Source organism: Streptomyces sp. NPDC046985, assembly GCF_040644415.1.
Classification (GTDB): domain Bacteria; phylum Actinomycetota; class Actinomycetes; order Streptomycetales; family Streptomycetaceae; genus Streptomyces.
The window spans coordinates 91,863-106,306 of the sequence record NZ_JBEYWK010000020.1 but is presented as its reverse complement, the minus strand read 5'-3'; the positions used below and the strand labels follow the sequence as shown (position 1 = coordinate 106,306).

Sequence of the window (14,444 nt, the reverse complement as noted above, 5' to 3'; positions counted from 1 at the left end):
AGCCTGATGATAAGCCGCCCGAGCACGGGGATCCGACGGACGGCCAGACGGTACGGCCGAAGGGAGCCGGATCGGTCAGCGTCCGCCGAGGCGGAGCGGCAGGCGCCGCCGAGCCAGACCGGCCGCCGCCGAGGTGTACGGGCCAGCGTCCGCCGAGGCGTACGGGCCAGCGCCCGCCGAGGCGTACGGGCCAGCGCCCGCCGAGGCGGACGGGGCGCCGCGCCCGCCCCGTTCCTCCCGCGCGCCTCGCGCCGCCCGGCGCCGGGACCGACGAAGATGACGGCCCGCCCGCCGCACCGGGCCACCGAGCCCGCACCCCCACGCCGAAGGGCACCGACATGCGCATCGACCTCACCGGACGCACCGCCCTGGTCACCGGATCCACCCAGGGCATCGGCGCCGCCATCGCGGCGGAACTCGCTCGGGCCGGCGCCCGGGTCGGCGTCAACGGACGCGATCCCCGGCGGGTGGAGGAGGCCGTCGAGCGCCTCGCCGGACGGGCGCCGGACGGCGACTTCGTCCCCGTCCCCGCCGACGTCGCCACGGAGGAGGGCGCCGACCGGGTCTGTGCCGCCCTGCCGGACGCGGACATCCTCGTCAACAACCTCGGCGTGTTCGGCGTCAAGGAACCCCTGGAGATCTCCGACGAGGAGTGGCGGCGCTACTTCGAGGTGAACGTGCTGGCCGCCGTCCGGCTCACCCGCCGATACCTGCCCGGGATGAGCGAGCGCGGATGGGGCCGCGTCCAGTACATCGCCAGCGACTCGGCGGTCGTCACCCCCGTCGAGATGATCCACTACGGCATGTCCAAGACCGCTCTGCTCGCCGTGTCCCGCGGCTTCGCCAAGCAGGCGGCGGGCACCGGCGTGACCGTCAACTCCGTCGTCGCCGGTCCCACCCACACCGAGAGCGCGGAGGACTTCGTCCGCCAGCTCGTGGGCGCCGACCTGCCGTGGGACCAGGCCCAGCGCGTCTTCATGAAGGAGCACCGCCCGCAGTCGCTGATCCAGCGCCTGATCGAGCCGGAGGAGATCGCCCACATGGTGGTCTACCTCAGCTCCGACCAGGCATCCGCGACGACGGGCGGGGCACTGCGCGTGGACGGGGGCTACGTGGACGCGATCCTGCCCTGAGCCGCCGCCCCCGGCCCTAGCCGACGGGCGCGCGGCGGGCGCGGCGGCACATGCGGCGAGGGCGCCTCGCACGCGTACTGACGGCGCCCCGCACGCGCACCACCCGCCGGGCGGGCTGGCGGGCGGGCGGCCGGTGTGCGTGCGGCTCCCGGCGGGACTGGCGCGCGCGGCGCCGATTGCCGCCGCGCGCCCTGGCTACCCGGGACCCATGACGCACAACACTCTCCCCCGGCGCGCCGCGGAGACAGCGGAGCGCATCCTGCCCCATGACGCGGGCCCCGGTCGGATCCTGCGCGCCGTCGACCGCATCGAGCAGTTCACCGGCGCCGACCGCGTCCTGGACGTGATCCAGCGCGCCGTCCTGGCCCTGCCGCTCGGCTCGGCCCGGGACGGTCTGCACGGACGGTGGCTGGGCCATCCGCTGCACCCCGTGATGGTCCAGGTCCCCCTCGGTAGCTGGCTGTCGGCGGCCGTGCTCGACGCGGTGCCCGGACAGCGGCGGGCGGCACGCATCCTGATCGCCACCGGTCTGATCACCGTCGCCCCGGCGGCGGCGTCGGGCTGGGTGGACTGGGCCGACCTGCACAAGACGCAGATGCGGGTCGGCATGGTGCACGCCGTCACCAACCTGGCGGCCGTGGCCCTGTACTCCGCCTCGCTCACCGCCCGTCTGCGCGGGCGGGAAGCGGCGGGCCGGATGCTCGGGCTGGCCGGTCTCGGCGCGGTCGGCGTCGGCGGCGCGCTGGGCGGTCACCTCGCCTACCGGCAGGCGTCCGGCGCCAATCACGCCGAAGCCGTCCCGCACCTGGTCTCCTCGGGGTGGCACCCGATCGGCGCCCTCGCCGACCTGCCGGAGGACCAGCCCGTGCAGCGCGAGATCGAGGGAATCGCCGTCGTCGCGGTCCGGCAGGGGGACCAGACGGTGCACGTGCTGGCCGAGCGGTGCAGCCACATGGCGGGCCCCTTGGCCGAGGGCGCCCTGGAGAACGGGTGCCTGCGCTGCCCCTGGCACGGCAGCGTCTTCCGCCTCTCCGACGGCTGGAACGTCCAGGGCCCGGCCACCGCGCCCCAGCCGGTCTTCGACACCCGGATCACCGGGGGACTGGTCGAGGCGAAGCTGCGCACGCGGTGAGCAAGTCCCGAACCTGACACCCGGCGCCCCCCGCCTCGGCCGGGTCGACGCGCATGAACCACTCGGTGGACGACGACTCCTCCCGCTCCCGCGACGAGAGCCCGGCGAGACGTCCGGGCAGCGCGCCCCGCTCCACCTCGGCCTCGGCGAGGGCGTGGCTTAGGCGTAGGCGGGGTCAGGCGTCGGTGGAGGTCGGGTGGGGCTGGGCGCCGGAGGACGTCGGCTGCTCGGGGGCGTCCTGCGGTGTGTAGAAGACCGACGAGCCCTGCTTGGCGCGCTGTGCCTGGTTCTTGGCCACGAGTGCTTCGAGCGTGGTGCGGACGACGGTGGCCTTGACGTCCCGGTCCGGGTGCTCCTGCCCGAGGGCGGCGGCGACCTCTCCCGCGGAGCGCGGCTCCTGCTGGGCGGCGAGGTGCTGCCGGACCAGTTCGACGAGCGTGGGCTGCGCCGCCGTCGCGGTCGCCGTCTCAGCGGTCGCCGCTTTCGCGGCGGTCGCCTTCCCGCTCGGCGCTGACTCCGCCGCCCTCTTCCCGTCGGCCGTCTTCCCGCTGACCGTTTTCGCGCCGACCGTCTTCGCGGGGGCTTGCTTCACGGGCGCGGTTTTGGCGGTCGCCGTCCTGGAGGGGGACTTGGCGTCCTCGGCCGCCGTCTTCGCCGTCGCCGGGCCCTTCGCCGCAGGACTCTTCGTCGTCCCGCTCTTCGCGGCCGTGCTCTTCGCGGTCGCGGCCTTCGGCGCCGCCGTGTGTTTGGCGGTCCGCGTTCGCTTGGCAGCGGCGGACCCGGTCGTGGCCTTCTTGCGGGGCGCGGGGACGGCGGTGGCCGCCGACGGCCGCGCGGACGTGGCCGCCGCCTTCGTGCCGAGCGCCTGCTGCATGGTCACGAGCACGCCGTGGTCGTGCTGAAGAACCGCCAACTGCTCCTGTAGCGCGCTGATTTCCGCGCCGATGCGCTCCTGCTCCTTGACGTTCTGATCCAGGTCGCCGGCCACCTGGGCGACGTACTGCGAAGCCAGGTCGGTGACAGTGGTGGAGTCGGGCATGAGTCGGCCTCTTCTCGTGTGACCGCGTTGCGTTGACACGTCCGCGTGTGCTCTGCGTAGAGATACTACGGATTGACTGAGTTGGCGGTTGCTTTCCCAGGATTCGTCGCCCAGCCGAACGCCGCAGGTGTACACGGCCGCCCGCTTGTTCGCACCGGACGGTCCCCTCCGACTCGGCCGCCTTCGGCTCCCTGGACGCCCCTCCTCACCCGTTCACTCCCATGGGTCACCATCGGTCGCGCCCCCTTGTTCCCCGGGGTGTCCTGGACCCACCCGACGCCGGCCGCGCCAGGCGTGGACACCCCAGGCCGCAGGAGGCGACCCATGGCCCCCGCCGCAGAGCGACCACCGGAGCCCGTAGCGGGCGGACGGTGCTCGGAGCTGGAGGACGTGCGCAAGCACGACGCCGCGCCCCGGCCCGACCGGTCCGGCCGGGCGGCGCATCACCGCCTGCGGTCCTTCGTCTCCGCGCTGCTCGTCGTGCTCGGCTGCGTGCTCGCCCCGTTCGGCGCCGTGGCCGCGTGGAGCGCCGCCGTGGTCGACGACACCGACCGCTACGTCGCGACGGTCGCCCCGCTGGCCGCCGACCCCGCCGTACAGGCGGCCGCGGCGGACCGCGTCACCGACGCGCTGATGGGCCACATCCACCTTGCGGACCTGCTTCAAGGGGCCGCACCCCAGGACCGGCCGAGGCTGGCGAAGGCTCTGGGCGGACTCGCCGTACCGCTACAGGACGCCGTGCGCGAATTCGTCCGCGTGCGGGCTCAGGAGGTCATCGCCTCCGGCGCCTTCCAGCGGATCTGGGTCGACGCGAACCGCGAGGTCCACGCGGCCGTGGACGAAGCGCTGACCGGCGAAGGCGCGGTGGCCGTCCACGACGGCGCCGTGACCGTCGACCTGGCCCCCGTCATCGACCAGGTCAAGCAGCGCCTCGTCGACCACGGGCTGACGATCGCCGCGCACCTGCCGCCGATCCACACCGACTTCACCGTCCTGCGGTCCGACGCACTGGGAAAGCTCAGGGTCGGGCTGTGGCTGCTGCGGATCGCCGGGCTCTGGCTCCCGGTGCTGGCGGCGCTGCTGCTGGCCGCGGGCGTGCTGTCGGCGGCTCACCGCCGACGCGTCCTCGTCGCGGGCGTGCTCGGCGCCGCGGTCGCCATGCTGGTCCTCGGCGTCGGCCTCACCGTCGTGCGCGAGCTGTACCTCGGCGCCCTGCCGAGCGGCGTCTCCCGGCCGGCCGCCGGCGCCGTCTACGACACGCTGATCCGGTATCTGCGCATCTCCATCCGCGAGGTCGTGGCCCTCGCGGCGGTGATCGCGGCGGCCGCCTGGCTCTCCGGCCGGGGCCGTCGGGCGACCTTCGCACGACAGGCGTGGCGGTCCGGGATCCGTGCGGTGCGCACCGCCGCGGACGGCGCCGGGCTGCGCACCGGTCCGGTCGGTCCCTACGTCCACCGCCACCGGACGTGGATCACCTGGCTCCTCGTCGCCGCGGCCGCCGTGACGTACCTGCTGTGGAGCTACCCCACCGGGTGGGTGGTCCTCGTCCTCGCTCTCGCGTTGCTGTGCGCGCTGGCGGTGGCCGAGTTCCTGGACGAACCGGGGCCGCCGGGGACGCGCGGCCCGGACACGGGCGCGGGCGTCCCCGGCGGCTGAGGCAGGCCGCGGTGGACGTGCCGCGGCAGGGCGGACGCGCGGCGGGGTGGACGCGCGGTGGGGTGGACGCGCGGTGGGGTGGACGGTCTTCGGCCGGTGCGCTGCCGGGCCGCTGGGCCGCCGCGTGGGCCTAGCGGGCGGCGCCGAAGTCCTGCGTCCAGTAGCTGCCGGGCTGCGCCAGCCCGACGCCGATCTCCTTGAACCCGCAGTTGAGGATGTTGGCCTTGTGGCCGGGGCTGGCCATCCAGCCCGCCATGACCTGCTCGGGGGTGCCGTAGCCGTAGGCGATGTTCTCGCCGTAGGAGCTCCAGGTGTAACCGGCCTTCGTGATGCGGTCGCCGGGGTCGGACCCGTCGGACCCGGTGTGCGACATGTTCTGGTGTGCGGCCATGTCGTCGCTGTGCGCCTGCGCCGCCTTGGTGAGGACCGAGTTCAGCGTGAGAGGCGAGCAACCGACCTTGCTGCGCTCGGCGTTGACGAGTTCCACGATGCGCGCGGCGGTCCCGGACGCGGGCGCGACGGACGCGGGGGCGCTGCTCGACGGCGCGGCCGGAGTCGGCGCAGCCGCAGTCGGCGTCTGCGAGGCCGCGGCGGAGGGGGCGGCCGTGGGCCGCGCGGTCGCGGTCTTCACTGCGGTGGGGGAGGAGGTCGTCGGCGCGGAGGCCGTCGCCGTCTCTACGGGCGCGGCCGGGGTGTGCGCGCGCCAGGTGTGCCGGTGGCGGTGAGCGGCCCTCTTCGCCCGGTGCGAGTGCGCGAGCGTCGTGGGCTTGGGCGCGGTGGACGCGGAGACGGTCGGCGCGGTGGACGCGGCGGTCAGCGTCACTGGCGCCGAGAGGGCGGCGGCCTGGTCGCCGGAGTGGTTCCACGGAGCGACGTTCCACCAGTCCGCGCTCGGGGCCTCGGTCGCGCTGGGCGTCTGGCCTCCCTTGTCCTGCGGCCAGTACGTGCAGGCCATGGCCGCGGACGGTATGCCCACCATGCCCACGGCTGCGGCGGCGATGACTATCCGCCGATAGCGTGATTGCTGACGGTGCTTGCCCATGTCTGACCTCACCCGGTAGTCGCCGTCGCCGAGCTGCCTTCGTGCGGCCGGCCTTGCGCAGACACCGCCTCTGAACTGCGGAGACGCGGTGCGGGCCTCATTCTTAGGACGCTCCGACAGGAAGGGCAAAGAGCCCGGCTACTACCGCGCCTCGTAACGTTCTCCGTCCTTGCCATACGGGTGCGGGCGTGCTGCTCCGCGTTCCACGAGTCGCGCTCGTTCTGTGAGCCCGTCAGGAGCCGTACGGCGAGGAGCGATGCGCGGACATTCCGACTGGGCGCACGGCCGTAGGGCGCAGGGCGATCCATATCCCTGTCAAGATGGACAAATCCTTTATGTCGCCAAGAGGCCCGACTACTAACCGGCTTCCTCAGATCGTCGGAGCGCTGTGACTGATGTCACGGAACCGTGGACGTCAGAGCACGTCCGCCTCTCGCCGCTCGCGCTCCCAGGGCAGGCGCTGAGCGGGCAGCCGCTGTGCGGGACCAGCGTGCGCTGCCGCACGACCATGCCGAGTGCGGCCTCACTCTGATCGGCCAGTACGGCATCCGCCGCGCCGCGCCGCGCGAACATGCCCCGATCTTCATGAGGCCCGCTCTGCGGTGCGGCCGCCGGCCCACCCTGGGGTGCGGCCGCAGGCGCGCCCCGGACGCGCTCGGAGCACCACAGGTTGCTTCGCCAGGTACTCAATCGCGTGAGCAGGCGCGCGGTTACCGATGCGGTCGACGGCGGCCAAACTCGCCATTGTCGAACTCAGTTGAGGAGGCATCACATGCGCGCACCACACTTTGGGGCCGTTCGCCGGGGAGCGGCGATGGCCGTCGCGGCGGCGTTGGCGTCCGTCACCCTGGCGGCGTGCTCGGGGCAGGACGCGGTCTGCGGCGGCGGCGAGTACCCGGTGCAGGCCGTGGGCGGCACCGGCAGCGCCTGCGTCCCGAAGGGCCAGGAACCCTCCAAGGGCTACGTCCGGTACCCGAAGGGCCAAGTGCCCGAGACCGTCGGCGATCACTGGTACGAGTACTGGAACACCCACGTGATCGACGGGAACGGCAGAGTCACCAAAGCCCGATCGGACCAGTGACCGGCCGGGAGGGGGGAGCGGCCCGCGCGGGCCGGGAGCGGGAACGCCGGATTGACGGCGTTCGCCCAGCCAGGTGAGGCGACGTGCCGAACGGCGCTCATCCGGGCGCCCGGGACGGTGCACCGGCGACTCGGACGACGTGCTGAGCCCTGCGCGCGGCACCCGCTTTCGCGCGCGGCACCCGCTTTCGCGCGCGGCATCCGCCTTCCCGGGCGGCGCCGCGCCAGTCCGCGCGGACGTACGAGGGTGGGTCCGGACGGACGCGGAGATGTCTGGAGCAACGCGGGAAGGTCCGGAGGAACGCGGGGGAGCCGCAGAGGGACGCAGAGAAGCCGCAGACGGACACACAGGACCGCGGCGGGACGAAGACGAAAAACGTCCTGCGGACCGTCCCCTCACGTGAGTGAGGGGCAATGCGCAGGACGTCCTTTTCGCCTCCCGTCCGCGGGGCGACGCCTACGGACGGGTTCTAGGGCGCCGAAAGGTCAGCCGCGGACGATGTTCTCCGCCTGCGGACCCTTCTGACCCTGGGTGACGTCGAAGGTGACGTGCTCACCCTCGACAAGCTCGCGGTAGCCGTTGCCCGCGATGTTGGAGTAGTGCGCGAAGACGTCCGGCCCGCCGTCCTGAGCGATGAAGCCGAAACCCTTTTCGGCGTTGAACCACTTCACGGTGCCACTTGCCATGTACATTCCTTCGTCTGAGCCGAGGACCACCCAACCCTAGGCGTGGGCGGTCCGCTAAGGCGGGAACGTTTCGGCCGCAGCCCGCTCCGCCTTCGCCGCGCCCATGCTATGTCGAACTCCCCCTGATTTCTCTGGTGGGCGGCCTACGCTTCGTGTCGTGACGCGGCATCCCGACCCCCAAGACCTCGCCGGCGCGCTGTACGACGCCGTCGGCCTGATCGCCCGACGGCTCCGGCACACCCGCGCGCCAGGCGAGCTGTCGTCGCCCGAGCGTTCGGCGCTGTCGCGGCTGGCCCGGTCGGGTCCGGCGTCCTCGGCCGAGCTGGCGCGGGCCGAGCAGGTGACCGCGCAGGCCATGGGGGCTGTGGTGAACCGCCTGGAGGGGAGCGGGTTCGTCGAGCGCCGCCCCGATCCCCAGGACGGACGACGGCTCATCGTCTCCCTCACGGAAGCCGGCGAGGACGTCCTCCGGCGCAAACGCCAGGCACGTGGACAGCAGTTGGCCCGCGCGCTGACCGACCATTTCTCGGCGGACGAACTGCGCGCGCTGGCCGTCGCGGCGCCGCTGCTGGAGCGGCTGGGCGAAAGCCTCTGACCGAACCGCCGGGATCGACGCCGCCGGGACGCCGCGGAGCGCCGCCGGGGCACGGCTCCCCCCAGGGCACGGGCGAACCCGCCGAGGCGCAGTCGAACTCGCCGGGCACGATTGAGCCCGTCGAGTGACGGGAGCGGAGGCAGGACCCGCCCCGGTCCCACAGCGCAGTGGCTACTCCGCCCCACAAGCCCCCTCGACTGCTGGCCGCCGGCGCACGGGTCTACGTCCGAGGCGACGGCGCCCGGATGCCGCCGAGCACGGCACGGGCGCGGACCACGTAGGGCCGCCGGTGCTCGGTGGTTCAGTCCGCGTGGGGCGCCGCGAAGTAGTGGCCCTGGTCGAGGTCTTCGAGGAGGCCGGGGCCGGTGGGTCGCCAGTCGAGCAGGTCGCGGGTCAGATCGCTGGACGTCGGGATGTCCATCCCGAGGAAGCCGCCGAGCCAGGTGAAGTGCTCGGCCGCGTCCTCCGGGGCCACGGAGGCCACCGGCACGTCCAGGTGGCGTCCGATCACCTCGGCGACGTCGCGGATCGCGACGCCCTGCTCGTCGACGCCGTGCAGCACCGTCCCCGCCGGGGCCTTCTCGACCGCCAGGCGGAACAGCCGCGCCGCGTCGAGGCGGTGGACCGCGGGCCACCGGTTGCCGCCGTCGCCGAGGTAGCCGGACACGCCCTTGTCCCGGGCGAGGGAGACGAGGGTGGCCATGAACCCGTTGTCCCCCGCGCCGTGACAGGTCGGGGAGAGCCGCACCACCGACGAGCGCACGCCGCGCGAGGCGAGGTCCAAGACCGCCAGCGCGGTCGCCGAGCGGACGGACACCGGCGAGCCGTCGACGCTGGGCATGTCCTGTTCGGTCGCCGTCTGCCCCGGCTTGAGGCCGGCCAGGCCGGAGGCGATGACGAGAGGCCGGTCGGTGCCGGACAGCGCGTCGCCGAAGGCGTCGACAGCCCGGCGGTCTGCCTCGGCGGCGCCCTGGAAGTCGCCGGAGAAGGCGATCTCGTGCTGGAAGGCCAGGTGGATCACCCCGTCGGACGCGGCGGCCGCGCGCGTCAGGACGTCGAGGTCGTCGAGGCTGCCGCGGACCGCCTCCGCCCCGGCGGCGGTGAGGGCGGCGGCGGACGCCTCGGAGCGGGCGAGCCCCACCACCTGATGGCCGCCGTCGATGAGGTCGGGCACGAGCGCGGAGCCGATCCAGCCGGACGCGCCGGTCACGAAGATGCGCATGGGAAGTCCCAAACTGATTGATGTCAGTGACTGTCATCGAGACTACACCCGATGTCAGTCGCTGTCATCGCGTACGCTCTCCCCATGGGACGATGGGAGCCGAACTCGCGTGAACGCCTGGCGGCGGCGGCGCTGGAGCTGTACGGCGAGCGAGGCTTCGAACAGACCACGGTGGCGGAGATCGCCCAGCGCGCGGGCCTGACCGAGCGCACGTTCTTCCGGCACTACGCCGACAAGCGCGAGGTGCTGTTCCACGGCGCGGCCGCGCTGGAGCAGCGGTTCGTCCAGGCGGTCGCCGCGGCGCCGGGGGCGGCGGCCCCGATGGACGCCGTGGCGGCGGGACTTGAGGCGGTCGCTGAGGTGTTCATCTGCCTGCGCGAGCAGTCACGGCGGCGGCAGGCCGTCATCGCGTCCAACGCGGAACTCCGGGAACGCGAGCTGATCAAGCTCGCCTCGCTGTCGGCGGCGCTCGCTGACGCCCTGCGCCGACGCGGCGTCCAGGATCCGGCCGCGAGCCTGACCGCCGAGGCGGGAATCGCCGTCTTCAAGATCGCCTTCGAGCGCTGGGTCGCGCCGGAGGAGCGGCGGGAGCTGTCGCCGGTGATGCGGGAGTGCCTGCGTGAGCTGAGAACGGCCGTCGCCGCAGACGGCGACCGCGACCGCTGAACTCGCGGGGACCGCGGCGCCCCGGCCGCTGGCTCTGCCGGCGGGGCCGGGCACGATCCCCGCACCCCGGGGACGGGGTGGGATGCGGGGACCGTGCGTTCTCGGCTGAACGGGGGGGTGTGTCAGCCGAGGCACAGAAACGTATCGCCCCGGCACGTCGGTGTCGTTCCTTCGCACGGGTGAAGCCTTGGCTATACGTTCGCTGCCGCGTGACCCTTTGGCCAGCCGTGGTGGGTCCGGCCGGCTCGGCGGAACGCGCGGCGACGGGAGCGCGGGGACGCGTCGCCCGAGAGCGGCGGCCTCCTGGGCGCGCCAGCGCCCACGGGACGCCGGTCCCGTGGGCGGCCGTCGACAGGGGAGGCCCGTCAGGGTGGCCCGTCAGCAGGAGAGGTTGTCGCCCGCCGGGACGCCCAGGATCTGCACGAACCGCTGGTAGGCGTCGACACGGCTCTGCACCTGCGCCGGATTCCTGCCGTCGCATTCCAGCGAGCCGTTGATGCTGCGGATCGTCTGGCCGAAGCCGGCGCGGTTCACCATCGCGTCGTGCGGGGTCATCGTGCCGGGACCCGACTGCGTGTTCCAGTACCAGAGCCCCGTCTTCCAGGCCACGGACGCGTCGGTCTCCACGAGGCCGGGGTTGTCGAGCAGATCGATGCCGAGCGCGTCGCCCGCGGCCTTGTAGTTGAAGTTCCAGCTTAGCTGGATGGGCCCGCGGCCGTAGTAGGCGGACTGGCCGGCCGGGCAGCCGTAGGGCTGGCTCCCGTCGCAGTAGTGCGAGTAGTTGGCGGTGTTCTGCTCCACCACGTACACCAACCCACCCGTCTCATGGCTGACGTTGGCGAGGAAGGCCGCCGCCTCCTGCTTCTTGACCGTGTCGTCCCCGGTGTCGGCGAAGCCGGGGTAGGCGCTCAACGCCGCCTGAAGGCCGCTGTAGGTGTAGAAGGAGTTCCGGTTCGGGAACATCTGGTCGAACTGCGACTCGCTGACGACGAAGTCGCCGGACTGGGTGCTGGAACCGCCGTCGCACGCGTAGGGATCCCAGAACCAGGTGCTGATGGTGGGGTCGTAGCCCGGGTTGTCGTGCTCCGCTACGTACGCCTTGCCGTCGGTGTACCGGACGACGTCGCCGGTCGCGTACGACCTGCCGGCCACCCAGTCCGGGTAGCTCGAACAGGACGCGGCGGACGCGCTGGAGGCCGGCAGCAGGACCGGTGCGGCGGTGCTGACCACGATCGCGGCCAGGAGGGGGGAGAGGCGGCGCTTGAACACGTGATGCATTCCTTTGCGTTGCCAGGCCGCGGCGGAGGCGGGGCCGGAACCCGCGCGGACGGCGCCGACTGACTCGGCCACGGCTCCGGGGCGGCTGCGGTGGGGGGATGACGACCTACTCAACCGGTTTGGTCTGGACCAGTCAAGAGTGCGGGGCGATCAATCTGACGACTTCGGCGTCAAGTGCGGTGCGGCGGCGGCTCGGTGGAGGGAATGGTCCATGTCGCCTCGTGTAGGCGGGAGTTGGCCCGGTCGACCAAGGAGAAGCAGGCGCACCTGCGGAATGTCTCACCGCACGATGTCGACGCTCATGTCAGGATGCGCGGCGATCCCGTCGTGACACCGGCCTCGGCGGACCGCTGCCGCGTGCGGGCACGGCGGACGAGGTCCGATGCGACGCGCAGGAGGCGGCGGCGGACCCGGCGTGGCTGAAGACGAACGTCCCTGATCCGTCCCGTCCCGTCCCGTCCCGAGAGCGTGGCAGGAGCCGTTCACCCCGACGGAGGCGGGCCCGGCCGGGGTGAGCGGACGGTGTGCCGGAGGCCGTCCCAGTCGGCTCGGCCGCCGGCGCCCAGCACTCCGGTGTCCGAGGTGAAGTCACCGGTGCTCAGTGCGCGCAGCTCCCGGCGGGCGATATGCGCCACCAGCGCCGGGAAGAACGGACGCAGGGGCTGGCACCAGCGCAGCCAGGGCGGTGCGTAGACGTGCCGGGCGCGGTGTTCGATCCCGGTGGCCAGCCAGTCCGCGACCCGGGCGGCGCTGTGGACGCGGCGGGCCGGGCCGGGCTGGTGCCGGCGCAGGGCCGACAGGACGGGATGCTCCTCGATCCCGGCCACCATGTCGGTGCCCGTCCAGTGCAGATAGCCGATGCCCACGGCGACGCCGTCCGGCTCCACCTCGCCGCGCAGCGCCTGGGCGAACGACTCCACTCCGGCCTTGGACGCGCAGTAGGCGCTCATCATCGGCGACGAGCCGAACGCGGCGGTCGAGGCGATCTGGAGGAAGTAACCCCGGCTCTCCTGGAGTTGCGGCAGGAAGGCGCGGGCGGTGTTGGCGGAGCCGATCAGGTTCACGTCGATGACCCGCTGCCACAGGTCGGCGTCCGTGGCCGCGAAGGGGCCGCCGGCCGCGATGCCGGCGTTCGCCACCACGACGCTCGCCGGCCCCCAGCGCTCGGCCACCAGTTCGCTCGCGTGCCCGATTGCGGTCCGGTCGGTGACGTCGGCCTCGACGCACAGCCCAGGAGCAGGCAGTTCCAAGGCGACCCGGCGCAGCGACGCCTCCTCGCGGCCGATGAGGGCGACCCGCATGCCGCCCGCCGAGAGGCGCCGCGCCAATGCCTCTCCGACGCCCCGCGCCGCTCCGGTCACGACCGCCACGCGCCCCCGCAGCACCGTACCGTCGCCGCTCCGTCCGGCCGGGCGGCCGCGGACTCCCCGCATGATGCAGTCCTCCTTCGAACCCGCCGTCGCCGGCTGCCGCGCACGTTTTCCCGCGTCGGGGCATCGGCACGGCCGCCAGGGACAGTGCGCTGCGCCTCCCGCCGGGCCGGTCCGCGACGAGGCCGCCGACCGTGAGGCAGTGCCCATCATGCCCGCTATGTCACGAAAACAACGGTTTCAGCACGCCGCGCGCTCCCTTCCGGCCTGGGGATCGGTAAGCGACGTGAATCCTGAGCGCGGTGTTCGGTAGTGTGAGGCTGCTGCTCTTCACGCTCGGTGACCGTGAAATGTGGTGGGACGGGCACTGAACGTGCTCATAGGATGCGTGGGAACTGCATCGACCACCTGCGGGGTACGTATTGAGTGAGCTGGCCTGCGTCGCGCCATAGGTCCGGGACCGGCTCGTCGTTCGGTTCGGCGCTGATGTGCTCGGTTGGTGTGACGAGTTGCCGGCTCTCGTCCATGAACTCGCTGCTCGTTGGAATCTGGATCTTGTTGCGTCGGGCGGCGGAGGCACCTCGAGGGTGTTCCGCTGTTCGCAGCGTGACACTGGCGCCTCGCTGTGGCTGAAGCTCACGCCAGAGCCCTTGATCGCCCGCGAGGAGGCCGAAGCCCTGCGAGCCTGGGCGGGGATATGCCGTCGGTCGTCACTCTGCTGGCAGCAGATCTCACCGTCGGGGCCCTGCTGCTGGAGCATGTGGAGCCGGGAGTGCCGGTGCGGCAGCTCGCTTGGAATGTGCCCGAGGTCGCGGCCCTTCTGCGAGACCTGCGAGTCTCGCTTTCCGTGCCAGGGAAGCACTCGGTGCTGCGGCCACTCTCACACCGGATCGACTTCCTGTTCGACTTGACTGAACGCAGGCTGGCGGCGGCCCGCGCGAACGGCGCGGTCGCCCTGCCGGTGCTCGGTCAGGCCCGAGCGGCGGCCCTGGAACTTGCAGCCAGTGGGCCTGTGGGGCTCGTGCATGGTGATCTCCATCCGGCCAACGTGCTGTCTGGTCCGGGCGCCCGCATGGTAGCGATCGATCCGAGGCCGACGTGGGGCGACCCGGACTTCGACGCTGTGGACTGGGTGCTTGGAGGAGTCGCAGATCCGGCCGTGCTGGAGCAGAGGGTCGAGGAGCTGACGGCGCTCGTGCCTGGCATGTCTCCTTGTCGTGTGCTGGATTGGTGCCGGGCCTTGGCCGCTCTCATTGCGGTCCCGAGAATGTGCGCGGGGCGGGACGATGCCGAAACCCGGTTCCTCATTGCCCTGGTCGGCGGCTGACTCGCGCGGTGCCTGTGGCCGGATCCGCTGCGACGCCCTGGCCGCCGTCGAGCGGCTGGCGGCGGCGAGCTGCTTCCACTTCTCATTGACGGTGACCCCGGTCCGGCCCAAAGGACAGCACGATGAGACGACCTCTCCTGATCGCTTGACCGCAGTACCACTGCCCCCGGTCCCACTCGTCGGCAAGAGTGGGACCGGGGAACAACCTCACTACACT

General features: G+C 72.7%; 13 protein-coding genes. 7 read left to right on the top strand and 6 right to left on the bottom strand.

Going from position 1 to position 14,444, the window contains the following annotated elements; all coding sequences use genetic code 11:
- Positions 1-338 precede the first annotated feature (338 nt).
- Both ABZ861_RS24690 and ABZ861_RS24685 read left to right on the top strand, forming a co-directional pair.
- The gene (locus tag ABZ861_RS24690) at positions 339-1,133 is read left to right on the top strand and encodes an SDR family oxidoreductase (RefSeq protein WP_361633831.1); all 795 of its coding nucleotides are present in this window, start codon (positions 339-341) and stop codon (positions 1,131-1,133) included.
- Positions 1,134-1,341: 208 nt separating this feature from the next.
- Positions 1,342-2,265, top strand: a complete 924-nt coding sequence (locus ABZ861_RS24685) for a Rieske 2Fe-2S domain-containing protein (RefSeq protein WP_361633828.1) — start codon at positions 1,342-1,344, stop codon at positions 2,263-2,265.
- A gap of 175 nt (positions 2,266-2,440) precedes the next feature.
- Here the strand turns inward: ABZ861_RS24685 and ABZ861_RS24680 are convergent, their stop codons facing one another.
- The gene (locus tag ABZ861_RS24680; RefSeq protein ID WP_361633825.1) at positions 2,441-3,304 is read right to left on the bottom strand and encodes a BlaI/MecI/CopY family transcriptional regulator; all 864 of its coding nucleotides are present in this window, start codon (positions 3,302-3,304) and stop codon (positions 2,441-2,443) included.
- Positions 3,305-3,628: 324 nt separating this feature from the next.
- On the opposite strand from ABZ861_RS24680, the gene ABZ861_RS24675 reads away from it, so the two are divergent.
- Positions 3,629-4,960: a hypothetical protein gene (locus tag ABZ861_RS24675; RefSeq protein ID WP_361633823.1), complete on the top strand. Its 1,332-nt coding sequence runs from the start codon at positions 3,629-3,631 to the stop codon at positions 4,958-4,960.
- 130 nt (positions 4,961-5,090) lie between these two features.
- Here ABZ861_RS24675 and ABZ861_RS24670 read toward each other — a convergent pair whose 3' ends face one another.
- Positions 5,091-6,002 carry a CAP domain-containing protein gene (locus ABZ861_RS24670; RefSeq protein ID WP_361633820.1) on the bottom strand — a complete coding sequence of 304 codons (912 nt, stop codon included), beginning with the start codon at positions 6,000-6,002 and terminating at the stop codon, positions 5,091-5,093.
- A 772-nt stretch (positions 6,003-6,774) separates the two neighbouring features.
- Here ABZ861_RS24670 and ABZ861_RS24665 point away from each other — a divergent pair.
- The gene (locus ABZ861_RS24665) at positions 6,775-7,083 is read left to right on the top strand and encodes a hypothetical protein (protein ID WP_361633817.1); all 309 of its coding nucleotides are present in this window, start codon (positions 6,775-6,777) and stop codon (positions 7,081-7,083) included.
- Between the two features lie 485 nt (positions 7,084-7,568).
- On the opposite strand, the gene ABZ861_RS24660 is transcribed toward ABZ861_RS24665, so the two are convergent.
- Complete coding sequence (locus tag ABZ861_RS24660; protein WP_361633814.1) at positions 7,569-7,769, bottom strand: cold-shock protein; 201 nt, start codon at positions 7,767-7,769, stop codon at positions 7,569-7,571.
- Between the two features lie 157 nt (positions 7,770-7,926).
- Between ABZ861_RS24660 and ABZ861_RS24655 the strand changes: the two genes are divergently transcribed.
- Entirely contained in the window at positions 7,927-8,364 is a 438-nt protein-coding gene (locus ABZ861_RS24655) for a MarR family transcriptional regulator (protein ID WP_361633811.1), read from the top strand.
- 301 nt (positions 8,365-8,665) lie between these two features.
- Here ABZ861_RS24655 and ABZ861_RS24650 read toward each other — a convergent pair whose 3' ends face one another.
- A complete protein-coding gene (locus tag ABZ861_RS24650) occupies positions 8,666-9,586 on the bottom strand; it encodes an SDR family oxidoreductase (protein ID WP_361633808.1) in 921 nt (306 codons plus the stop codon).
- Between the two features lie 84 nt (positions 9,587-9,670).
- Here ABZ861_RS24650 and ABZ861_RS24645 point away from each other — a divergent pair, with 84 nt between their 5' ends.
- Positions 9,671-10,252: a TetR family transcriptional regulator gene (locus ABZ861_RS24645; RefSeq protein ID WP_361633805.1), complete on the top strand. Its 582-nt coding sequence runs from the start codon at positions 9,671-9,673 to the stop codon at positions 10,250-10,252.
- 378 nt (positions 10,253-10,630) lie between these two features.
- Here the strand turns inward: ABZ861_RS24645 and ABZ861_RS24640 are convergent, their stop codons facing one another.
- Positions 10,631-11,521 carry a glycoside hydrolase family 19 protein gene (locus tag ABZ861_RS24640; RefSeq protein ID WP_361633802.1) on the bottom strand — a complete coding sequence of 297 codons (891 nt, stop codon included), beginning with the start codon at positions 11,519-11,521 and terminating at the stop codon, positions 10,631-10,633.
- A 491-nt stretch (positions 11,522-12,012) separates the two neighbouring features.
- On the bottom strand, positions 12,013-12,963 hold the full coding sequence (locus tag ABZ861_RS24635) for an SDR family oxidoreductase (RefSeq protein ID WP_361633799.1): 951 nt from the start codon (positions 12,961-12,963) through the stop codon (positions 12,013-12,015).
- Between the two features lie 634 nt (positions 12,964-13,597).
- Here ABZ861_RS24635 and ABZ861_RS24630 point away from each other — a divergent pair.
- Positions 13,598-14,227, top strand: a complete 630-nt coding sequence (locus tag ABZ861_RS24630) for an aminoglycoside phosphotransferase family protein (protein WP_361633796.1) — start codon at positions 13,598-13,600, stop codon at positions 14,225-14,227.
- Positions 14,228-14,444 lie beyond the last annotated feature (217 nt).